Annotated in this window: 22 protein-coding genes; 12 read left to right on the top strand and 10 right to left on the bottom strand. The window is 61.7% G+C overall.

Features of this window, described 5'->3' with window-relative positions; all coding sequences use genetic code 11:
* Positions 1-146 precede the first annotated feature (146 nt).
* Together phnY and phnA are read right to left on the bottom strand one after the other, a co-directional pair.
* The gene (gene phnY / locus GNZ12_RS21775; protein ID WP_172313523.1) at positions 147-1601 is read right to left on the bottom strand and encodes a phosphonoacetaldehyde dehydrogenase; all 1455 of its coding nucleotides are present in this window, start codon (positions 1599-1601) and stop codon (positions 147-149) included.
* Between the two features lie 13 nt (positions 1602-1614).
* Positions 1615-2850: a phosphonoacetate hydrolase gene (phnA, locus tag GNZ12_RS21770; RefSeq protein ID WP_172313521.1), complete on the bottom strand. Its 1236-nt coding sequence runs from the start codon at positions 2848-2850 to the stop codon at positions 1615-1617.
* Positions 2851-3088: 238 nt separating this feature from the next.
* Here phnA and GNZ12_RS21765 point away from each other — a divergent pair, with 238 nt between their 5' ends.
* The 5 genes from GNZ12_RS21765 to GNZ12_RS21745 all read left to right on the top strand — a co-directional run bounded on the left by GNZ12_RS21765 (position 3089) and on the right by GNZ12_RS21745 (position 9737).
* Entirely contained in the window at positions 3089-4144 is a 1056-nt protein-coding gene (locus tag GNZ12_RS21765) for a putative 2-aminoethylphosphonate ABC transporter substrate-binding protein (protein ID WP_172313519.1), read from the top strand.
* A 127-nt stretch (positions 4145-4271) separates the two neighbouring features.
* A complete protein-coding gene (locus GNZ12_RS21760) occupies positions 4272-5363 on the top strand; it encodes a putative 2-aminoethylphosphonate ABC transporter ATP-binding protein (protein WP_172313517.1) in 1092 nt (363 codons plus the stop codon).
* The gene (locus GNZ12_RS21755) at positions 5360-7087 is read left to right on the top strand and encodes a putative 2-aminoethylphosphonate ABC transporter permease subunit (RefSeq protein WP_172313515.1); all 1728 of its coding nucleotides are present in this window, start codon (positions 5360-5362) and stop codon (positions 7085-7087) included. Before GNZ12_RS21760 ends, GNZ12_RS21755 begins: the two co-directional genes overlap by 4 nt.
* A 34-nt stretch (positions 7088-7121) precedes the next feature.
* Entirely contained in the window at positions 7122-8252 is a 1131-nt protein-coding gene (locus GNZ12_RS21750) for a 2-aminoethylphosphonate--pyruvate transaminase (RefSeq protein WP_172313513.1), read from the top strand.
* 96 nt (positions 8253-8348) lie between these two features.
* Positions 8349-9737: an FAD-dependent oxidoreductase gene (locus GNZ12_RS21745; RefSeq protein ID WP_172313511.1), complete on the top strand. Its 1389-nt coding sequence runs from the start codon at positions 8349-8351 to the stop codon at positions 9735-9737.
* A gap of 58 nt (positions 9738-9795) precedes the next feature.
* On the opposite strand, the gene GNZ12_RS21740 is transcribed toward GNZ12_RS21745, so the two are convergent.
* The gene (locus GNZ12_RS21740; protein WP_172313509.1) at positions 9796-10509 is read right to left on the bottom strand and encodes a phosphonate utilization associated transcriptional regulator; all 714 of its coding nucleotides are present in this window, start codon (positions 10507-10509) and stop codon (positions 9796-9798) included.
* Between the two features lie 104 nt (positions 10510-10613).
* On the opposite strand from GNZ12_RS21740, the gene GNZ12_RS21735 reads away from it, so the two are divergent.
* Positions 10614-11015, top strand: a complete 402-nt coding sequence (locus GNZ12_RS21735) for a DUF302 domain-containing protein (protein ID WP_172313507.1) — start codon at positions 10614-10616, stop codon at positions 11013-11015.
* A gap of 151 nt (positions 11016-11166) precedes the next feature.
* On the opposite strand, the gene GNZ12_RS21730 is transcribed toward GNZ12_RS21735, so the two are convergent.
* Positions 11167-11460: a DUF1330 domain-containing protein gene (locus GNZ12_RS21730; RefSeq protein ID WP_172313505.1), complete on the bottom strand. Its 294-nt coding sequence runs from the start codon at positions 11458-11460 to the stop codon at positions 11167-11169.
* Between the two features lie 376 nt (positions 11461-11836).
* Here GNZ12_RS21730 and GNZ12_RS21725 point away from each other — a divergent pair, with 376 nt between their 5' ends.
* The 4 genes from GNZ12_RS21725 to GNZ12_RS21710 all read left to right on the top strand — a co-directional run bounded on the left by GNZ12_RS21725 (position 11837) and on the right by GNZ12_RS21710 (position 15347).
* A complete protein-coding gene (locus GNZ12_RS21725; RefSeq protein WP_172313504.1) occupies positions 11837-12178 on the top strand; it encodes a PadR family transcriptional regulator in 342 nt (113 codons plus the stop codon).
* A complete protein-coding gene (locus GNZ12_RS21720) occupies positions 12175-13374 on the top strand; it encodes a DUF1700 domain-containing protein (RefSeq protein ID WP_172313502.1) in 1200 nt (399 codons plus the stop codon). Before GNZ12_RS21725 ends, GNZ12_RS21720 begins: the two co-directional genes overlap by 4 nt.
* Before the next feature lie 56 nt (positions 13375-13430).
* A complete protein-coding gene (locus GNZ12_RS21715; RefSeq protein WP_172313500.1) occupies positions 13431-14228 on the top strand; it encodes a BPSS1780 family membrane protein in 798 nt (265 codons plus the stop codon).
* Positions 14229-14351: 123 nt separating this feature from the next.
* Positions 14352-15347, top strand: a complete 996-nt coding sequence (locus tag GNZ12_RS21710) for an ABC transporter substrate-binding protein (RefSeq protein ID WP_172313498.1) — start codon at positions 14352-14354, stop codon at positions 15345-15347.
* Positions 15348-15484: 137 nt separating this feature from the next.
* On the opposite strand, the gene GNZ12_RS21705 is transcribed toward GNZ12_RS21710, so the two are convergent.
* The gene (locus GNZ12_RS21705; RefSeq protein ID WP_172313496.1) at positions 15485-16057 is read right to left on the bottom strand and encodes a chromate transporter; all 573 of its coding nucleotides are present in this window, start codon (positions 16055-16057) and stop codon (positions 15485-15487) included.
* A 2-nt stretch (positions 16058-16059) separates the two neighbouring features.
* A complete protein-coding gene (locus GNZ12_RS21700; protein ID WP_172313494.1) occupies positions 16060-16626 on the bottom strand; it encodes a chromate transporter in 567 nt (188 codons plus the stop codon).
* A gap of 256 nt (positions 16627-16882) precedes the next feature.
* Between GNZ12_RS21700 and GNZ12_RS21695 the strand changes: the two genes are divergently transcribed.
* Both GNZ12_RS21695 and GNZ12_RS21690 read left to right on the top strand, forming a co-directional pair.
* The gene (locus GNZ12_RS21695; protein ID WP_172313492.1) at positions 16883-17596 is read left to right on the top strand and encodes an alanyl-tRNA editing protein; all 714 of its coding nucleotides are present in this window, start codon (positions 16883-16885) and stop codon (positions 17594-17596) included.
* A gap of 29 nt (positions 17597-17625) precedes the next feature.
* Positions 17626-18480 (top strand): AraC family transcriptional regulator, encoded by an 855-nt coding sequence (locus GNZ12_RS21690; protein WP_172313490.1) that lies wholly within the window; start codon positions 17626-17628, stop codon positions 18478-18480.
* Between the two features lie 113 nt (positions 18481-18593).
* On the opposite strand, the gene GNZ12_RS21685 is transcribed toward GNZ12_RS21690, so the two are convergent.
* The 4 genes from GNZ12_RS21685 to GNZ12_RS21670 all read right to left on the bottom strand — a co-directional run bounded on the left by GNZ12_RS21685 (position 18594) and on the right by GNZ12_RS21670 (position 22258).
* Positions 18594-18992: a hypothetical protein gene (locus tag GNZ12_RS21685; RefSeq protein ID WP_172313535.1), complete on the bottom strand. Its 399-nt coding sequence runs from the start codon at positions 18990-18992 to the stop codon at positions 18594-18596.
* A gap of 125 nt (positions 18993-19117) precedes the next feature.
* Positions 19118-19798: an RraA family protein gene (locus GNZ12_RS21680; protein WP_172313488.1), complete on the bottom strand. Its 681-nt coding sequence runs from the start codon at positions 19796-19798 to the stop codon at positions 19118-19120.
* Positions 19795-20835 (bottom strand): amidohydrolase family protein, encoded by a 1041-nt coding sequence (locus tag GNZ12_RS21675; RefSeq protein WP_172313486.1) that lies wholly within the window; start codon positions 20833-20835, stop codon positions 19795-19797. The genes GNZ12_RS21680 and GNZ12_RS21675 overlap by 4 nt, the downstream gene beginning before the upstream one ends.
* 100 nt (positions 20836-20935) lie before the next feature.
* Positions 20936-22258, bottom strand: coding sequence for an MFS transporter (locus tag GNZ12_RS21670; RefSeq protein ID WP_172313484.1), 1323 nt, complete (start codon positions 22256-22258; stop codon positions 20936-20938).
* Between the last annotated feature and the right edge of the window lie 53 nt (positions 22259-22311).

Raw genomic sequence — 22311 nt, 5'->3', positions numbered from 1 at the left:
TGATGTTTCTGTCACAAAAGCGACATGCGGCCGTTCAACAGAGACGTCCGCATACTTGCCGCCTCGAACCGATGCGGACGGCTCCCGCGGTCTGAATGGATAGCATGACGAGAAGCGCCGCAGCGCTTCTCATACTCACCTCGCACTCACCACGGCAGCGAGTAGGTCTTCGTATTGGTAAAACTCTTCATGGCCTCCTGCACCCCTTCCTTATAGCCGAGCCCCGAGTCTTTCACGCCGCCGAACGGCGTGAGTTCGAGCCGATACCCGGGTACTTCGCGCACATTCACGCTGCCGACTTCCAGTTCGGTGATGAAGCGCGTGATGTAGTCGAGGCGATTCGTGCAGACCGACGAAGACAACGCGTAGTCCGTGCAGTTCGACATGCGGATCGCTTCGTCGATGTTGGCAAAGCGCATGATCGGCGACACCGGTCCGAACGTCTCGTACTTGACGAGCGGCATGTCGGGCGTGACACGGTCGACCACCGTCGGCGAGTAAAGCGCACCTTCGCGAAGGTTGCCCGCCAGCAGACGGGCGCCGCGTGACAAGGCGTCATTGACCTGGCGTTCGCAGAACTGAGCAGCCGCTTCGTCGATGACCGTTCCCATATCGACCGAACCATCCGCCGGATTGCCATATTTCCAGGCGAGTGTCTTTTCCACGACTAGATCGGTGAAGCGGTCGGCGACCGACTCGTGTACCAGCATGCGCTTGATGGCGGTGCAGCGCTGGCCCGAGTTCTTGTACGAACCCGACACGGCGAGCGAACTGGCTTCGTCGAGATCGGCGTCCTCCATCACGATGATCGGGTCGTTGCCGCCAAGTTCTAGCACGGCGCGCCGGTAGCCCATGCGCGAGGCGATCGATTTGCCGATCGAGACGCCGCCGGTGAACGTGATGAGATCGATGGCGGGGTTCGTGATCAGTTCATCGGCGATCACGCTCGGGTCGCCCGTCAACACCTGCAGCATCTGCACCGGCAAGCCCGCTTCATGGAGAATGTCGGCAAGCAGATAGCATGACAGTGGCACTTTTTCCGACGGTTTCACGACGATGCGATTGTTCGTGGCAATCGACGGCACGATCTTGTGCGCGACCTGATTCATCGGATGGTTGAACGGCGTAATCGCGGAGATCACGCCCAACAGCGGATCGCGTTGCGTGTAGACGCGCCGTTTCTTTCCGTGAGGCGTGAGGTCGCACGAGAAAATCTGACCATCATCCTTCAGCACTTCGCCGGCGCCGAAAACCAGCACGTCCGCGACGCGGCCGGCTTCGTAGATCGAGTCCTTCTTGCACAAGCCCGCTTCCGCCGTGATGAGGGCGGCGATTTCTTCGGTGCGCACGCGCACGGCATCGGCCGCGCGACGCAGGATCGCAGCGCGTTCATAACGGGTCAGCGAAGGACGATACGCACGCGCGAATTCGAACGCGTGGCGCACGTCCTCGAGCGTCGCTTTCGGCACCGTGCCGACGAGCGTGCCATTGTAAGGGTTGCGCACTTCGATCACTTCGTCGCGAAAGATCTTTTCGCCGCCGATGCGCAGCGCTTCATGACGCACCTGCCATTGAGCCTTCATTTCAGCAACAGCATTCATTTCTGATCCCCGGTCATTGAAGATGATTGAGTGCGATATCGATGATGTCGAAGTTGCGCAGCCGTGCCCGCTCGCCGACCGACTTCGCGACGGGCTGGTTGAACAGCAGCGGCACGATCTGTTCAGCAAGGCCGCCATGCGAGCGCAGTGGCACGTCGAGGCCGGACAGGTCGTGCTTGATGCGCCGCGTGCCGAGCACCACGTCTTGCGTCGAAATCACGATGAGGTCGCCCATGCGCGCAGGCGGAAGTTCGAAGCGAGCGCAGCCTTCAGCGCCCGTCAACACCAGTTCGATGCCCGGCTCCGCTGCGAGCCGGCGGCGCATCGCTTCGAGGTCGGCTGAGGCGGGCAGATAGACCGTCGCGAACGATCCGAGCGCCCCGTGATGCACGACGTAGGGGTCCGTGATCGGCAGGATCACGCGGGCAGCGTCGTTGCCGAGCCACTCGTCGAAGCGCTCCTGCAGATAGATCACGTTGGGCTCGCCGTCTTCGTTGTGCTTCGCATTCATCCCGTGATCGGCGGTGACCGCGACGATCGCACCCAGCTCGTCGAGCCGCTGCAGATAGCCGTCCATCATCTGATAGAACGCGTTGGCGCCAGGTGTGCCCGGGGCACACTTGTGCTGTACGTAGTCGGTGGTCGACAGGTACATCAGGTCGATGTCGCGCGTTTCGAGCAGCCGCACGCCGGCCGCGAACACGAACTCGGACAGCTCAGCGCTATAGACGCTCGGTACCGGCTGGCCGACCAGTTCGATCAGGTTGTCGATACCGTTCTCCTCGAGCGTCGCTTCGTCGGCTTTCTCCGCCGAGAAGCACACCCCCTTCAGGCCTTTACCGAGCAGCCGGCGCAGCTTGTCCTTTGCCGTGACCACCGCAACGTTCGCACCCTGTTCGGCGAAACCGGCGAGCACGGTGGGGGCGACCAGATACTTCGGATCGTTCATCAACACCTCGGTGCCGCTGTCGCGATCGAAAAAGTAGTTGCCGCTAATGCCATGTACAGCGGGCGGCACGCCGGTCACGATCGACAGGTTGTTCGGGTTCGTGAAGCTCGGCACGACGCATTCGCCCTTGAGCGAAGTGCCGGGCCGCAGCAGCTTGCCGAGAAACGGCGCGACTCCCGCTGCTGCCGCCATCTCCAGATATTCATACGCGCAGCCGTCCACGCAGACCACGACGACAGGTCTGCGCATCCAGTTGTAGCTGCGGCCGTTCACTTCAATGGAAACCGGTGTTTTGCTCATGGCATGTCCTCTGGGCTAGGGAAAGTCGGGTAATGGCAATGTGGCGTTGTGTGGCAAAGTGAGGCAATACTTGACATTAAAATTTATGCTTTGTAGATTGTCAACAACAGACAACAAATCACACATTGTCGAAGGCAGTTGTCAGAGGTTGCTTAAGAGGGTTGCAACACACAGTCGTCCCGTAGCACCGGTCGTTTTCGTCGCTGGCCGCGACGCCACTTTCTCAAGGGGTCTGGAAATGAAGGAACAGTCGGGGTTTAAAGGTCGCAGAGGTCGTCTGAATAGGGCGCTGCGTTGTCTGGTGGCCGCCGCCGTCGCGCTCGGCGCGGTCCAGTTCGCTTATGCGAAGGCGCAGTTGCTCGTTTATACGGCGCTTGAAGACGAAGCGATGAAGCCGTACAAAGACGCGTTCGAGAAGGCCAATCCGGATATCGAAATCCGCTGGGTGCGCGATTCGACGGGCGCGGTCACCGCCAAGCTGCTCGCCGAAAAGAACAATCCGCGTGCCGACGTGGTGCTCGGGCTCGCGGCATCGAGCCTGACGCTGCTCGATCTGCAAGGCATGCTGATGCCCTACGCCCCGAAGGGGTTCGACAGTCTGACGCGCAAGTACAGCGACGCGAACACGCCGCCGCACTGGGTCGGCATGGACGTGTGGGGCGCGACAGTCTGCTACAACCGCGTCGAAGCCGAGAAGCGCCACCTGCCTAAGCCGACGTCATGGGAAGACCTGACCAAGCCGGTTTACAAGGGCATGATCGTGATGCCGAGTCCGGTGTCGTCCGGCACCGGTTATCTCGACGTCACGTCATGGCTGCAAACCTTCGGCAAGGACAAGGGCTGGCAGTACATGGACGCGCTGGACAAGAACGTCGCGCAATACGTGCACTCGGGCTCGAAGCCCTGCACGCTCGCCGGCACCGGCGAATTTCCGATCGGTATCTCGTTCGAATTCCGCGGACACGAGTTGCAGGCGCAAGGCGCCCCCATCGACCTGATCTTCCCGAAAGAGGGGCTGGGCTGGGACATGGAAGCAACCGGCATCATGAAGACGACCAAGCAGCCGGAAGCGGCTAAAAAACTCGCGGACTTCATGGCCAGCAAGGAGGCCAATGAAATCACCGCGCAATGGTGGGCGATTGTGGCGTACCCCGGCGTCGCGAAGAAACTGTCAGGCATCCCCGATAACTATTCAGAACTGCTAGTGAAGAACGATTTCACATGGTCGGCAAAGAACCGCGACTCAATTCTCGAAGACTGGCAAAAGCGCTACGGCAACAAGGAGCAAAAGTAAGGCCGGGTTCAGCCGGGTCTTGACGAGCGCCGGGACGCGCGCTGCGCGGCCCTGAACGATGCGGCGATGCAACGCACAAGCAGTGCGTCGCCGCCGTGCAGACGTGCAAGCGGAAGCGGAGGAGAACATGACAGCGTATTTGAGCGTAGAGCGGGTCTATAAGCGGTTCAACGACACGCCGGTTCTGGAGGACATCAATCTTGGCGTGAAGAAGGGCGAGATGCTCTGTTTTCTCGGGCCGTCGGGATGTGGCAAAACCACTTTGCTGCGCATCATTGCCGGACTCGAAACCCAGAGTGCCGGCCAGATCATGCAGGACGGCCGCGATATTTCGCGGCTGCCACCTCAGCTTCGCGACTACGGCATCGTCTTTCAGTCGTACGCACTGTTTCCGAATCTGACCATCTTCGACAACGTGGCCTATGGCCTGGTGAATCGCAGGATGAAGCGCGCAGCGATCGCCGATCGGGTGAACGAGCTGCTCGCACTGGTCGGCTTGCCGGATGCGCAGAAGAAGCATCCGAACCAGTTGTCGGGTGGTCAGCAGCAGCGCATCGCGCTGGCACGTGCGCTGGCCACGTCGCCGGGTCTGCTTTTGCTCGACGAGCCGCTCTCGGCGCTGGATGCGCGCGTGCGTGTGCGGCTGCGCCAGGAAATCCGCCAGTTGCAGCAGCGCCTCGGCGTGACCACGATCATGGTGACGCACGACCAGGAAGAAGCGCTTTCGATGGCCGACCGGATCGTGGTGATGAACCAGGGCGTGATCGAGCAGATCGGTACGCCACACGAAATCTATCGCGAACCGGCCTCGCCCTTCGTGGCCGATTTCATCGGTAAGGTCAATCTGATTCCGGCCGAGGTGGCACGCGACGGCAGTCTCAAGGCGGGCGCCATTGCGCTGCGCTACGGATGTGGATCGGAGCGTGCGGTGCTGGGTTCGAAAGTGTCGGCGTTCGTGCGCCCGGAAGACATTCACCTCAGCGCGCCGGGCAGCGAGGCGGACAACCTGCTGCCCGCCTCAGTCGAGAAGCTGGAATTCCTCGGCGCGTTCTGCCGGGTCAGCTTCAAGGTGGACGGGCTCGGCGAGCAGGAGATCGTCGCCGACCTGTCGTTTCATGAAATGCATCGCACCCGCCTCGAGCCGGGGTCCCGCTTCAATCTGTCCATCAACCGCGAACACGTATGCGTCTTCTCCGCCGCGAAGGAGCGACTTCAATGAGCGCCGTCCTGATCGAGCGCCGCAGCGGCGAGGAAGGTCACGCCGAGGTGCGGCAGAAGAGCCATTGGCATGACCGGATCGCGCAGTTGGCCCTCGTGCTGATGTCCGCGTTTCTCGGCATATTTCTGCTGGTGCCGCTGGTCCTGGTGATCGGTAAATGCTTTGTCGATGCGGATGGCCACTTCGTCGGACTCGCCAATTTCAGCGGCTATCTGGTGGATTCCGGTGTGTGGACCTCGACACTGCATTCGGTCACGGTTGCCTGCCTCGTGACGGCGATCGTGATTCCGATGGCGTTCACGTTCGCCTACGCGCTGACCCGCTCGTGCATGCCGATGAAGAACGCCGTCCGCACGGTCGCGCTGCTTCCGCTGCTCGCGCCGACACTGCTGTCCGCCGTGTCGTTCATCTACTGGTTCGGCAACTCGGGCATCCTGAAACCGTTGCTTCATGGGCATTCGATCTATGGGCTGCCGGGCATTGTATGCAGTCTGGTCTACGCCTCGTTTCCGCATGTCCTGATGATCCTCGTGACGGCGCTGTCGCTGTCCGACGGACGCCTATACGAAGCAGCCGATGCGATGGGCACACGCCGCGCGCGCAAGTTCTTCACGATCACGCTGCCGGGCGCGAAGTATGGTCTGATCAGCGCGACGATGGTGTCGTTCACGATCTGCATCAACGATTTCGGCGTGCCGGTGGTGATCGGTGGACCTTATTCGGTGCTCTCCACCGACATCTATAAGCTCATTATCGGCTTGCAGGATTTCAACCGGAGTGCGGTGGTCAGCCTGCTGCTGCTCTGTCCGGCGCTCGTTGCGTTCGCCGTCGACTTCTTCATTCGCCGCAAGCAGCAATCGCAACTTGGCGCGCGCTCGACGCCTTATCAGCCGAAACCCGCACGTGGTTTCGATATGGCGATGCTCGGGTACTGCGCATTCGTCTGCTTGCTGCTGTTGGCGGTGGTCGGTATTTCGGTGTTCGCTTCGTTCGTGAAGTTCTGGCCGTATCAGATGAGCCTCGGCTTGCAGCACTACAAGATGGGACTGATCGGCGCCGGGATTTTCGATGCGTACAAGAACAGCCTGAAAATGGCTGCGTGCGTGGCGATCGGCGGCACCATCATCGTGTTCGGCGGCGCGTATCTGGTCGAGAAGACGCGCGGGCCGCGCTGGTTGCGCGGGTTTATCAATCTGTGCGCAATCCTGCCGATGGGCGTGCCGGGTCTCGTGCTCGGCATCAGCTACATCTTTCTATTCAACTCACCCGCCAATCCCCTGAACGGCCTTTACGGCACGCTCGCGCTGCTCGCGATCGTCACGGTGGTGCACTACTACTCGTCAAGCCACTTGACCGCGGTTACCGCGCTTCGTCAGATCGACAACGAGTTCGAAGCGGTCTCGGCTTCGCTGAAGGTGCCTTTCTACAAGACGTTTTTTCGCGTCACTGTGCCGGTGTGCCTGCCGTCGATCCTGCAGATCGCGCGTTATCTGTTCGTCAATGGCATGACCACGGTGTCGGCGGTCGCGTTTCTCTATTCACCCGACACGCAACCGGCTTCGGTTGCCATTCTCAATCTCGACGACGCGGGACAGATTGGACCGGCCGCGGCAATGGCCACGCTGGTCCTCGTGACGGCGGCCTTCGCTTGCGTGCTGTTTGCCTGCGTGTCGCATGGTGTATTGCGCAGAACCCAGGCATGGCGCACACCGCGCCGTGGTTGAGATGCATCTTCATCAAGATCTATAAGGAGCTACTGTGACTCTGCCCGCCCAGCCCATTCTGCTCACGCCCGGCCCGCTCACGACATCAGAACGCACGCGTCAGGCGATGCTGCGCGACTGGGGATCGTGGGACGCCGACTTCAATCAGATCACCGCCCGTGTCCGCCAGCAGACGCTGCGCATCGTGCATGGCGAAGACACGCATGAATGCGTGCCCTTGCAAGGCAGCGGCACGTTCTCGGTGGAAGCCGCGATCGGCACGCTGGTGCCGCGCGATGGACATGTGTTGATACCGAACAATGGCGCATATTGCCAGCGGATCGCGAAGATTTGCCGGGCGCTCGGCCGCAGTCACCAGACCCTCGACTATCCCGAAGACACGCAGGTCAAAGCGGCTGACGTCGATCGCGCGCTAGCGGCCGATCCAGGCATCACGCACGTCGCGCTCGTGCATTGTGAAACCGGCGCCGGCGTGCTCAATCCGCTGCATGAGATTGCCATGGTGGTCGCGAAGCACGGACGCAGCCTGATCATCGACGCGATGAGTTCATTCGGCGCGATCGACATCGACGCGCGCCAAACGCCCTTCGACGCCGTCGTGGCCGCTTCCGGGAAATGCCTGGAAGGAGTGCCCGGCATGGGCTTCGTGATCATTCGCCGCAGCACGCTGGAGCGATGCGAGGGCAACAGTCCGTCACTCGCGATGGATCTGTACGACCAGTGGGTCTACATGAACCGCACGACACAGTGGCGCTTCACGCCGCCCACGCACGTCGTCGCGGCACTCGATCAGGCGATCGCGCAATACGTCGAGGAGGGCGGTCTCGAAGCGCGCGGCGCGCGCTATGCAAACAATTGCCGGGCGCTGATCGAAGGCATGGCCGCGCTGGGTTTTCGAACCTTTCTCGACCCGTCGATTCAGGCGCCGATCATCGTCACGTTCCATGCGCCTGACGATCCCAGGTACGACTTCAAGACGTTCTATCAGGAAGTAAAAAAGCGCGGCTACATCCTGTATCCGGGCAAGCTGACCCAGGTAGAAACATTCCGTGTCGGTTGTATCGGACACTTCGGCGAATCCGGCATCCCCGGCGCAGTCGCCGCGATCGCCGATACGTTAAAGGCAATGGGAATCACGCAGGTATCGGCGAAAGCGCTAGCCTGAGCATGCCCACGTGCGAAGGCTTCTTTCCTTTGGAGCGGGAAGAAGCCTTTCTTTTCGCCGCGTGGCGTTAAACCGTTTTATCAATGTGAGCAATTCATGCGTCCGTTCTGGATTGAACAAGCACTCTTTGCCGATGGTTCACTGGCGCCCGCACTGCAAGGCGCAACCACGGCCGATGTTTGCATCGTCGGTGGGGGTTTCACCGGTTTGTGGACCGCCATCCAGGCGAAGCAGAAGAAACCCGATCTCGACATTGTGATCATCGAGAGCGACCTGTGCGGCGCGGGCGCCAGCGGCCGCAACGGGGGGTGCTTGCTGACGTGGTCGACGAAGTTCTTCACGCTGCGACGTCTGTTCGGCGAGGCCGAAGCCATCCGGCTGGTGAAAGCGTCCGAAGCTGCTGTCGGACGGATTCGCGACTTTTGTACCGAACACGCTATAGATGCCGAGCTTCGGCTCGACGGCACGCTCTACACGGCGACATCACGCGCGCAAATCGGCCTGCTCGACCCGGTGATCGCCGCGCTCAGCGAGCATGGCATCAATTCGTATCAACATCTCGCGCCGGACGAAGTGGCGAGCCGTTCCGGTTCGGCGCGCAATCTCGGCGGCGTGTATTCGCCGGTTGCGGCAACGGTTCATCCCGGCAAGCTCGTGCGCGGCCTGCGGCGTGTCGCGATTGAAATGGGTATTCGTATTTACGAACGCACGCCGATGCTCGACTTCACTTCCGGCGAGCGCGTGACCGTGCGCACACCGGCTGGCAGTGTCACGGCGCCCAAACTGGTGCTCGCGATCAATGCGTGGATGGCGAGCCGCTTCTGGCAGTTCGAACGCACGCTTGCAGTCGTCTCCAGCGACATGATCGTCACCGAGAAATGCCCGGAGTTGCTGCAACAGATCGGCTTGAAAGATGGCGTATCGGTGCTCGACTCGCGCATCTTCGTTTACTACTATCGCAGTACGGCGGACGGCCGGCTGATGCTCGGCAAGGGGGGCAATACCTTTGCCTGGCGCGGCCGGATCGCGCCGGTGTTCGATCAACGCTCGCCGTATGAAGCCGATCTGACGCGCAGCCTGCACGATTTCTTCCCGGCGTTGCGCGACGTGCCGGTGACGGCGAGCTGGAACGGTCCGTCGGATCGGTCGGTGACGGGATTTCCGTTTTTCGGCAGGCTCGATGACGCACCAAACGTGCTCTACGGATTTGGCTATTCCGGTAACGGTGTTGGGCCGACCTATATGGGCGGGCAGATCCTGTCTTCGCTGTTGCTCGAACTCGACAACGAATGGACGCGCAGTCCGTTGACGAAGGGACCGTTGGGCTATTTCCCGCCCGAACCGATCCGGTACGTGGGCTCGATTACCGTGCGCGACGCGATTCGGCGCAAGGAGCGCGCGGAGGACGAAGATAAGCAGCCCTGGCTGGTCGACCGATGGCTCAGCAAGCTCGCCAATGCTGCAGGGAAGTCAGATAAAGCTTAGTACGACGGCAGCCCCGCAGCGTTGAGCGCGGGGCGCGTGTGCTGTCGTCAGGCTTGCTTCAGGCGTTGCCGGTGCCGCTTGCGGACGCTGCCCAGTGCTCGTGGGCGCGCCGCATTCTCGCGAGACCATGGGCGACGTGTTCGCGCACGAGCGTGACGGCGCTCTCCGCATCGCCCTTGGCGAGCGCGTTGACGATCTTTTCGTGTTCCGTGACCGATGTCGCCAGCGCGCTCTTTTCCGATTCGATTGCGGCCTGACGGAGCAAGCCGAGCTGACGGACGAGATGCCGATAGGTTTCGATCAAGTGCTGGTTGCCGACACCCGTCACCATCGCGTCGTGCAACTGGACGTTCAATGCCGTGTAGCGCGTGAGGTCATGATCCTTCTTCGCGGCTTTCATTGACGTGATGATGCCTTTGAGTGTGGCAAGCGTTTCGGGTGTCATCCGAGTGGCGAGTGCGCGAGCGACCGATTCATCCAGCATCGCACGGACTTCATAAATCTCTTCGGCCTCGCGCAGCGATAGCGCGCGCACCGTGACACCGCGGTTTTTCTCCGTCTTCAGCAGACCTGCCTGTTCCAGGGCGCGGAACGCTTCGCGCAGTGGCCCGCGAGACACGTTCAACCGGGTGGAGACTTCGACTTCGTTCAATTTCTCCCCCGGGGCGAATTCCCCCGAGACGATGCTGCGTTCGAGCATTTCCTGCACTAGCGTCGCAAGGGAATGCCGCTGCAGCAGTTCGATGGCGCTAGACGTGGTTGACGTGGTCATGATCGGCGATTAGAACAAAGGATGGGATAACGGACCGTCGGCTTCTTTGACCATAACGTGGCTGGTTGTCTATTGTCAACAATCGTCAGCAACCGGAGAAATCCATGTCCACTCTCACAGCCGACAACGGCATCGTCACCGTGCCCACGCAGCGCACGGTCGAACAAACCGCCGATAAACTCGCATCGCTGATCGAAGCGAAGAACATTGTCCTGTTCGCCCGCATCAATTTCGCGGCGGATGCGCAACGCGCGGGGCTTGAGATGCTTCCGTCGCAGTTGCTTGTGTTCGGTAATCCGCGGGCGGGGACGCCGCTGATGCAGGCCGTGCCGACTGCGGCGCTCGATCTGCCTCTGAAGGTGCTGGTGTGGCAGGACGACGACGGCCGGGTGTGGCTCTCGTATAACGCAACGAGCTATCTGCAGGCGCGGCATGGCGCGCCTGCAGAGTTGATGAAAGCGCTTGACGGCATCGGTGCGCTCGTGCGGGCAGCGGCGGCCGACTGAGCCGATCGAGGTCAAGCGCGTGTCGGCAACCGTGTAGCGAGGCAATCCCCGCTAGTGGTGCTTGACCTGCCCATTCGTGGCGAGATTCTGCTGTTCGGTCTGCTCGGGCGTGCCGCGGTTCACGCCGGTCACGCCCGTCGCATCGACTGTGTCATTCGGCGCCGCGAACGATTCGCAGATCGCGCTCGACGCCGTCGCCCAGGGCTTCAAGTGCTTTCTTGTAAGCCTCGCTTTCGTACGCGGCAACGGCCTGCTCGTAGCTCGGAAACTCAATTACGACAGTCCGTTCCTTCAAGCCGTGTTCACGCACCTCGTCGGCTAATCCGCGCACGATGAATTTGCCGCCGGCGGCTACCACGGCGGGCAGTGCCAACTGTGCGTACGCTGCCAGTTTCGACGGATCCTTCGTCGCACGGTATGCGGTCACCCAATATCCCTTGCTCATGTGAATCTCCTTGTTTTGCGGCGAGAAAGTCATGGTTGCGTTGCAAGCAACGACGACCGGATTATGTCACTTCGAGAAACCTCGCGTTCATTTCGCGAACGCGCGCGCAGGCTTCCGGCTATTCCATCAAGGCGTGACCCGCACGGCTTCCACGCGCTGCCACGTCGATAAGCAAATGGGCCCCGCGTGCGATCGTGTGAGCGGTGGCGCTTGCAACCGACTGAAGGGATTTGATGGGCTAGTCTCGTGCATAAAACAGTACCTTGCATTAAACAATACTGGGTGCTAGAGTTCGTTCGTCATCTGGCGGATCGGTGCGCTCCGCACCAGTGCATAGCAAGGTACCGTGCTATGCACACTAATGCAATGGAATTGAATGAAAACGCAGCTCAAGAAAGGAACCCTCGACATGTGCGTGCTAGCTGTCCTCGCCGGCGGCGACAGCTATGCGTACGAGCTCGTCTCGACGCTCTCCGAAACCATGGAGATCAGCGAGGGCACGATCTATCCGTTGATGCGCCGCTTGCAGGCCGAGGCGTGGGTGTCGACGTATTTCGTGGAATCCAGTTCGGGGCCGCCTCGCAAGTATTACTCGCTGACGGCGGCAGGCCGCAGCAGTCTGGCGGAAATGCAAAGCGAATGGCGCAGTTTTGTCGATGAAGTCAACGGTGTGCTGGCCTTGTCCGGTACGCCCTCAGGAACAGGGGAAAAGCAATGACGCAGGACGCATTCATCCAGCAATTGCGCCACGAACTGCGGAGTTTGCCGAAAAAGGTGGTCGACGAAATCGTCGCCGACTATCGCGAGTACTTCGGTGATGCGCTCGCAGCCGGCCGTAGTGAGGCAGAGGTGGTCGCGGCGCTTGGCGATCCGATCAAGCTCGCACGTGAACTGAAGGCACAGGCGAACTTCCGCCAGTGGGAGACGCGCCGCTCGTTCGGCAACCTGATGCGGGTGGTCGCTTCGATCGCGGGGCTCGGCTTGTTGCAATTGCTGTTGCTGATCCCGTTCATGTTCTATCTGCTGATGCTGACGATCGGCTACGCGGTTTCGGGTGCGCTGACGGTTGCCGGGCTCGTGACTGTGGTCGCGCTCGGGAGTCATCACCTGTTCGGGTGGCCGGCGTTCAATTCGGTGCCGTTCACCTTCGAGAGCGGTGACGTGAGAACGGGGCCGCTGGCGAGTGTTATCGGACACGACAAGGCGGCGAAAGACGATAGCGACGAGGGCGACGAGGGTGACGATAGCGACGCGGATCACGCTCCCGCTCCCGCGCAGGGCGACGCTCGCCAGGCGACTGCCAATATGAAGGTATTCCGAGTGGATGGCGACCGTTTCGTGCTGCGGCCGGATGCAGCCACACGGATTTCCATCGTGACGCTTGCCGGTCCGATTGATATCAAGAATGACGACGGCAAACTCAAGATCAATTCCGTTGGTGGCGCGCGTGATCTGTTCAAAGTCGACCCGGACGGCACATGGTCTATCGCATCCGCCGACATCATCGCACTCGATCTTAAGGATGACGAAGGGGATAAGGTGTCGGCCGCGCGCATCGGAACCGGTGCAAAGGCGATGGCGTGGGACATCAGGAACCACGGCGACCACGTGTCCTTCGTGCAAGGCATGGACGCCACCGGTAAAGGTCTGGCGGTCCACAGCGGATCGGATTCGGTCGTGATAGATCGCGACCACATCGCGATCAAGAGCGGTTCGGATAACGTCGTGGTCGTCGGGCCTCATGGCTCGGGCATCGGCGCAATGATTTACGGATTCGCGATGCTGGTCGCCGGCATCGTCGGCTTGTGGCTGTGCTTGTGGCTGACGCGCATCACATGGCGCGGCCTGGTCCGCTACGTTCAGCGGCAACTCGATCTGATTACTGCTCGGCTCGACGAAGGGCAATCCGCCTGAAGCACCGTGCAGGTTGACTGACGTCTCTATCCTCATTCGATGAAAAGGAAGCGGTCATGAACATGCACTATTCAGGCAGTACGGCCGTCCCGGCACACCCGCAACATGCTTCCGGGCTGCGTTATCCGGACAGTCGCGTGGTCAGCGTACAGCGCGTTGCCGGCTGGTTCGCGGAAGGGTTCCATATCGCTCGCGCGAATCCGGTGTTGTGGCTCGTGGCGATTCTCGGCTGTGCCGATTTCGTGACGTTGTTCGAACTGGCACCGCCGTTGCGCGTGGTGGCGGCGCTCGTCGGGCCGGTCCTCGCCGCGGGTCTGGTGCTGATGCAGGAACGCGCGAGCAATGCGCGCCCGTGGTCGATCCGCGAGACAGTCGAAGCCGTCAATGTCCATCGCAATGCGTTGATCACGATCGGGCCGTGCGGCGCTATCGTTGCCTATGCGGGTCAACTGATCGCGTTTGTGGCGTTTCATGTGTCCATAAAGGCATCTGTTGCACCGAACGGCGTGCATGATCTGACGATCGTCTACGGCGCGCATAACGGCACGGGCAATGCGCTGGAGCCGGTGCTCAATATGCTGGCCTATGCGGTCGCGGCTTCGCTGGTATGGTTCGCGCCGGCGCTGGTTGTTCTGAACAACGTTTCGCCTCTGAACGCGATGGCGGCGAGCCTGCGTGCCGTGGCGCGTAACTGGCGGGTCGCTTCGGTGTTCGGCACCGCCATCGCCGTCGACGTGTGGCTTGCCACCTTCGCGCCGCTTCTATTGCGCGGATTGCTCGTTACGCCGCTAGTCAGCGCGCTGATCGTGCTGTCGATGTACGGCGGTTATCGCGGCATATTCGATAAGCCGTAAGTGACGGGTTCGCGCCTGGGTGAAAAAGATAGCTGCCCGGTCGAGATAAAGATATCGGAATTGAATCATTCTCACGACGCGCCCTGATCGCTACGCTTGCAGACATATTGCTAGCGAGGGCATATGGCCGCTTCTGTTTCCACGTCTTTTTCCATGCGGCGGCGCACGCTGAAGCTGCTCAGCGCAGTGCCGGCGCTTGCCGCAACCGGCGCATTTCATGCAGGCAACGCGCAGGCCGCCGATCTGGCATCGACCACGCTCGTGCTTGGCGACCAGGCCGGTGGCACACGGGCGCTTGCCGAAGCGGCGAAGGTGCTCGACGGCACGCCGTACGCATTTCGCTGGGCCAACTTCCAGGGCGCCGCGCCACTCTTTGAGGCGCAACGCGCAGGCGCCGTCGATCTTGCCCCGGCGGGCGACTTGCCTGTGCTTGCAGCGGCTGTCGGCGATCCGACCTTGAAGATCGTCGCGACGCGTGTGGGCTCGGGCGCGCAACTCGGCATTCTGGTTGCACGCGATTCGCCGATTCGCACGGTGGCGGATCTGAAGGGGCGCACCGTGTTCGTGTCGTCGGCGCGCGGCAGCATTTCGCAATTCCAATTGTATGGTGCGCTCGCTGAAGCCGGACTCTCGAAGGACGACGTCAAGGTCCGTTTCATCCTGCCCGTCGATGCGTTTGCCGCGTTCGCGTCCGGTTCGATCGACGTGTGGGCGACGTTCGATCCGTACTACGGCATTGCTATCCAACGCGGCGCGCGCATTTTGCGCGACGGTTCCGGCATCAATAGCGGTCTCGGTTTCATCACTGCGTCGGGCGCCGCGTTTGCGGATGCGCGCAAACGTGTGGCCATTGCCGACGTTCTGCTCCGGTTGCAACGCGCGGGGGATTGGTCGCTTGCGAATCCCGATGCCTACGCGCAGATCTACTCGTCCTTGACACGCTCGCCGCTCGACGCCGCGCGGCAAATCACCCAGCGCGCGTCATTGAAACAGCACTTCGTAACCGAAGCGGATATCGCCGCACTCCAGAAAGTTGCCGATAGCGCGGATCGCGACGCGATCCTGCCGCGCCGCATCGACGTCCGCTCGATCGCCGAGACGCACATCGCGAAGGTCTGAAGCGAACGGTGGCGCGCCTCGCAGCGCGTTGCGCCGTGCCCAGCGAAGCCGGTGCGTGGGAGCTCGGCGCCTTCCATCGACGTGGACGCAAACGAGTTTGAACGACGGCACGCTGCAGACGCCATGATGGAATAGCACTAGCTCGCCATGTGTACCTGAAGCATGGACGGCAGGTTGGCGCTGAGCTCAGACATACCAAGCAGCAGCAATGCACCGCAAAGCAACAGAAGCAGCGGGTTGATTCGAGTGCTGAGCAGTGTCCCGACTGAAACGAGGGCAATCGCCAGGGCCGGAAGCCCGCCGTCGAGCGACTTCAGCAGAACCCACCCCGCGGCGAGAATCATGCCGGAGGCGACGGGGCGCAGCCCGCGCTCGAGCGCCAACTGCCACGCCGCGCCCTGATAACGTGTCCAGATGTGGGTCACACCGTAGATCAGGATGCCGGTCGGGGCGAGCAAGGCCAGCGTGGCCACCACAGCGCCCCAGAACCCGGCAATCTGCCAGCCGATCAAGGTGGCTAACAGCGAGCCGGGGCCGGGCGCCATGCGCGAGATGGCAAAGTCGACACCGAACTGGGCATGCGTCATCCATCCATGCACGTCGACAACCTGCCGTTGGATATCGGCGATGATGGCCTGGCCACTGCCTATCGTCACCAGTGACAGGGGCGCGAAAACCGCCGTGAGCTGCAGAAGAACCCGATTCGACATGGCTAGGCTTTGCGTAGTTTGATGTATTCGACAAGCACGCTCAGGCCGCCCGCGCCGATCACGACCCACACGAGCGGCAGGCGCAATATGCCGACGGCGACGAAGGTGCCCGCGAGGAAGAGCAGAGGGAGGAGTCTGCGTGGCACCCGGAGTGCGGTCGTCACGCCCATCGACAACGACAGGCCAGTGGCCGCTGCCGCCGCGCCCGCAAGCAGGACGTGAGCGATCGGGAAATGCAGCAGACGACCGAAAACCGTGCCGAGAATAACAATCAGGATGGCGGGCGGGACGATGATGCCGGTGACCGCCAGCAGCGCGCCGCGCCAGCCGAGCAGACGGTGGCCGATCCAGATCGCCATGTTCTTGACGTTGATGCCCGGCAGCGCCTGCGAAATGGCGAGGCCATTCAAAAAGTCTTCTTCACTGATCCAGTCGCGATCCTGGGTGAATTCCCGCAGAAGCCAGCCGCTCAGGCCGCCACCGAAGCTGGTGAGCCCGATACGGCTGAAGATAAGGAAAAGCCCGGTGAGGGTGGGTGGTCGACTCGTGTTGGCTAATTGCAGGGGCATCGAATCTTCCAGTCAGATTGACGGTTGACGGGTGAAATATTTGCTCCTGGCGAGCGTGCCCGATCATGTGTGACTGGAAAATTATATCAACCGGACGTTTGCTTCCGGACGCCATCTTGACGGCACGATCGACGGTGCTCGACGAGTTGTGGGCTTCGCGCGCGACCTCGTACAGAGCATTTTTGACCAAGACGACCTCCCATGAGACTGAGTATGCTAGGCGTATGCTCACTTCATTTCATGCGAGGTCATCAAGGTGACGCACTATCTTTGCCATGAGCAGCCGGACTTACTCGAATTTGAAACGAGCGTGATCGCCTCCCGGCCCGGCGCAGTCGTGCTGGGCCGCTCGGCCTTGCACCCGGGCGGCGGAGGTCAGGTGTCGGATGCGGGGACGCTGACGCACGCGCGCGGCGTGGTCCGCATTACTGGCGTTGCACCGGAAGGCGGCATGCTGTGGCATCTGCTCGATGAGCCGCTCGAACTGAACGGCGACGTGCACGTGGCCGTCGACGCGGCCCGGCGCGCCACCGTCGCTCAGCTCCATACGGACACGCATATTCTCAACGCCCTGGTGTATCAGCGCTTCGCCGGCGCACTCGTGACCGGGGCGCAGATCAATGCCGACGGTACCGCCCGCATGGACTTCGATCTGCCGGAAGCGGATAACGACGCGCTGCGCCTGCTGGAGGAGCCTGTCAACGAGGTGATCCGAAGCGCCATGGATGTGCGAACCTATTACGTCAGCGCAGCGGAGGCGAAGTCGACGGAGGGCCTGATCCGCAGCCTTTCGGTGGCGCCGCCGCCGACCTCCGACGGCACGGTGCGGATCGTCGAAATCGGCGATCTGGACCGGCAGGCCTGCGGCGGCACGCATCTGACCAATACGGCGCAATCGAGACCGATCCGCATTGTGAAGATCGAGAACAAGGGCCGCCGCAATCGCCGGGTCAGAATAGAATTGGTTTAACAGGCATCCCGGAGAGCTGAGAGCGACCCATGGACACATCGGATAAAGGCGACCCGGAGGTGGTGTGCTGGCGAGACGGTGCGCTCGACGGCGCCTGTCTTGCGATCGCCCGCTACGGCGAGCACAAGTTCGACCGGCATCTGCACGACGAACTCGTCATCGTCATGACGCAAACCGGTGCGGGTCAATGTCATACGCGCACCGGCACCGACGTCGCCGGACCAGGCAGCGTGCTCGTGTTCGGACCGGGTGAGTATCACAGCGGGGAAGTGTGGGAAGGCCGCGAATGGAACTATCGCGCGATCTATCTCGACATGGAGGGCCTGGGCGCGCTCGGCGCGGTGTTTTCGCCGGACTCGCGCGCCGACAAACCGCTTCTGATCCCGCCGGGGCTCTATCAGGATGCGCACCTTGCCGGTCTGCTGACCAGGGCGCATGCGAGTCTCGACGAACACGGCTCGGTCCCGCTAATGGAGCGGCAGGCGAATTGGTGGGCCGCGATGGGGATGCTGGTCGGACGATATGGGCAATCGCGGCACGAACTCGGTGAAGTGCGGCGCGAAGCCCGCAAGATGGCGCAGGTGCGCGAGTACGTGGCTGCCAACTACGAGCGGGATATCCCGGTCGACGAGCTGGCGGAGCTGGTGGGGCTAAGCCGGTATTACCTCACGCGCGCTTTCTGCAAAGAGTTCGGACTGCCGCCCCACGCCTATGCGACGCAGGTGCGGCTGCTCGCGGCCAGACGCATGCTTGCGGCGGGGCAGAGCGCGGCAACGGCCGCGGCGGCGGTGGGCTTCTACGATCAAAGCCATCTCAACCGGCTTTTCAAGCGGGCTTATGGGATCACGCCAGGGACGTATGCGGCGCTGAAGCCAGGGCATTAGGTCTGCGCGTTGCGAGGATGCGGCGCGCGTTGCTACGGGGGAATCACCGCGAACCTCGCGGATGCTCCCGGGAAAGAACCTCAAGCGTCACAGGCGAAGAAGCGCCTCCGGTGTCACTCAGGAAGCGGAACGTCCTCGATCAGTGTTGACTGCACAGCGCGAATCCTGCGGTCGACGAAGTAGCCACCGCCTTCCGTGTATCGCAGATAAAGACGGCTGCACAACGAGCACTGCCAGACGGCACAGCGGTTGTACGGGAAGTAGCGCGGGGCGATGGGCGTGTCGGCAGACCAGTAGTTCGCTTTGCCCGGCAGGTATTCGCTGAATGTGGGTTCCGGATCGTCTTCCGGTGCAAGCGTGCCGACTTCCTTGAACTGCGTTTCGTCGAGAGAAAGCGGCTGTGATTGCCAACCATCCAGCGGTGTTCGGGTACACATGCATGGCGCGGCAGCGCGCTGCTCCGCACGTTGCGCGAGTTCAAGGAGCATTGCAGCGTTCAGATATTCCGCCATGAATTTCGCCGTAAGTTGCGCCATCGGGCACACGATTCCTGCAGGGTTGAGCCAATGATACAACCGCGACTCATGAGGCGCGGCGAACCATCAGCATCATGCCCGCTTCAGCGCCGCGCGTGAAGTCAGCCGTTCATCATCCGGTCGCGATGCGGCAAAACCCACGAACGGTCGAAACTTCCATTGGCGATCGACTTCAACGCCGCCGTTTCTTTCGCATGCTGCCGCCGTGCGCCTTCGATCACCGCTTCCACATCGGCAGGCGAGATCGCGAGCAATCCGTCTTCGTCGCCCACGATGATATCCCCCGGATGCACCACCATCCCGCCGACCGTGACCGGCACGTTGATCTCACCGGGCCCGTTCTTGTACGGCCCCCGATGCGTTACGCCACGCGCGTACACCGGGAAATCGCGCTGACGTAGCGCGCCGACATCGCGGATCGCACCGTCGATCACGAGGCCCTGCACGCCCAGGCTCTCCGCGAAGCTGGCCATGATCTCGCCCATCAGCGCCTGCGTCAGTTCGCCGGCGCCGTCGATCACGAGCACGTCGCCCGGCCGGCAAAAGTCGAACGCGCGGTGGATCGCGAGGTTATCGCCGGGACGAGTGTGGACAGTGACCGCGGTACCGGCCATCGGCCTGGGCTGGTGATACGGCCGCAAGCCGACCATGCCGCTCGCGCGTGCCATGTTGTCGCTGAGTAGCGAAACTGCCAGCTCACGCAATGCGTCGAGCGTTGCCGGGTTTGCCTGAGGCGCGGATTCATGTTCGCGCCATCCGATGGGATTCGTAGTGAGATTCATGCCGTTGCCCCTTGCGTGGCGAATTGTTGCTCAAGCTGATGTGACAGCCGCGGGTACACCGCGCGGGCGTTGTCTTCGTAGATACGCTGACGATCCGCCGCGCTAAGCCATTCGATTGCGTCGATGTAGCGCCGCGTGTCGTCGTAGTAGTGGCCGGTTTCCGGATCGATACCCTGAACCGCGCCGATGGTTTCCGACGCGAACAGAATGTTCTCCACCGGAATGACCTTGGCGAGCAGTTCGGCACCGGGCTGGTGGTACACGCAAGTATCGAAGAACACGTTCTTCATCAGGTACTCGCTGAGCAGCGGCCGCTTCATGTCCTGCGCGAGCCCGCGGTAGCGTCCCCAGTGATAGGGCACCGCGCCGCCGCCATGTGGAATGATGAAGCGCAGGCTCGGAAAGTCGGCGAACAGATCGCCCTGCAGCAACTGCATGAACGCGGACGTGTCGCCGTTGATGTAATGCGCACCCGTCGCATGAAAATTCGGATTGCACGACGACGACACGTGGATCATCGCGGGCACGTTCAGGTCCACCATCGCTTCATAGAGCGGATACCACGAGCGGTCCGTAAGCGGCAGCCCCGACCAGTGTCCGCCGGACGGGTCCGGATTCAGATTGCAGCCGACGAAGCCCAGCTCTTCTACGCAGCGCCGCAATTCGGCGATGCAATTGGCCGGGGCCACGCCCGGAGCCTGCGGCAACTGACATACGCCGACAAAGTTGCGCGGAAACAGTGAAACCACGCGATGAATCAGATCGTTGGATTCGCTCGACCAGACCGCGTTGGCCTCGGCCGTGGCGAGGTGATGCCCCATGCCGGCGGCGCGCGGCGAAAAAATCGTGAGGTCGGTGCCGCGTTCGCGCTGGATGCGAATCTGGCCGGTTTCGATGCTTTCGCGAATTTCGTCGTCGGTGATGACAGGGCGCGGTGGCGGCGAGCCGCCGTTTTTCAGCGCGGCGATCTGCTGCGCGCGCCAGGCCTCGTGCTGCGGCGGAGAGGTGGTGTAGTGACCGTGGCAATCGATGATCATGGTGTGAAAAACCCGTTGGGTCTCCTTGTGAGTGCTTACCTGTGCTTGCGGGCGCTTATATGTTCGCGCTGTGCATTCGCTATTCCTTCAGGCGGGGTTCTCAAGCGCGCGGGGCGGGATCGCCGGCCGCAAGCGAGGCCGTTTCATCTTCAGTCGGCGTGACGCGCATCACGAGTGCGATGATCGTCGCGACTACCAGAAACGCCGCAATCGTCAGCAAAGCCAGCTTGAAGTTGCCGGTCGCATTGCGCACCAGCCCGATGCTCCAGGGACCGACCAGACCGCCGAACTGCGCGATGGTGTTGATCAACGCAATCGTCGCGGCGCCCGCGGCACCGGTTCTGAACGACGACGCGAGGCTCCAGAACAGCGGGTTACCCGCGTAGATGAACAAACCGGTCAGACACAGCAGCGCATAGGCGATCACGGGGTTCGGCGCGTACGCGCTGCCGGCAATCGCCAGCGCGCTCATGCCATACACGAAGGCGAGATGCTTCTTGCGGTCGCCGGTGCGGTCGGAACTGCGGCTGATCAGGAAGGTGCCCAATACGCCGAGCAGTGGCGGCGCGGCGGACAGAAAGCCGACCTCGATATTGCTCAGATGGCCGAGACTCTTGACGATCTGCGGCAGCCAGAGGAACAGACCATAGATGCCGACCAGCGCGCAGCCGAACAGACACGCGAGGCTCCATACGCGGATGTCGCTCGCCACGCGCAACAGTGGAAAATGGGTGTTGCCGCCAACGGTCTCGCGTTCTGCCGCAAGCGTCGACTCGAGCCAGCATTTTTCGTCATCGGAGAGCCAGTTGGCGTCGGCCGGACGTTCGGTCATGATGCGCAGCGTCAGCAGACCGAGCGCCATCGCCGGGATGCCTTCGAGGATGAACATCCATTGCCATCCCTGCAAACCGAGCACACCGTTGGCGTAGGTCATCAACGTCGTCGAGATCGGACCGCCCAGCACCGCCGAAAACGAACCGGCGATGATGTAGCCGCCCACCGCGCGAGCCCGGTAACGCTCCGGAAACCATTTGGTCAGATAGACCGCCACGCCCGGCAAGAAGCCCGCTTCCATCACGCCCAGCAGAAAGCGCAAGACATAGAAGCTCGAATCGTTGAAGACGAAGGCGGTGGCTGCCGCGACCGCGCCCCATGTCAGCAGAATGCGCGCGATCCAGCGGCGCGCGCCGACCCGATGCAGCAACAGGTTGCTCGGCACTTCCAGCAACATGTAGCCGAAAAAGAAGATGCTGCCCGCGAAACCGAACACCGCCGGACTGAATCCCAGTTGCTTGTTCATGTCCAGCGCGGCGAAACCGATATTGATCCGGTCCAGATAGTTGAAGAACATCATCGCGAAGAGCAGGGGCATCAATCGCCCGTACACTTTGCGCATGGTCGCGGCTTCGTCGAATGAGGTCATGCTGTCTCCTACCTTGCTGCGACGGCTTCATGAGCCGTGGCGGCGTTCTTATG

This window comes from Paraburkholderia solitsugae (assembly GCF_013177695.1).
Lineage (GTDB): Bacteria > Pseudomonadota > Gammaproteobacteria > Burkholderiales > Burkholderiaceae > Paraburkholderia > Paraburkholderia solitsugae.
This window is presented reverse-complemented; position numbering and strand designations above follow the sequence as displayed.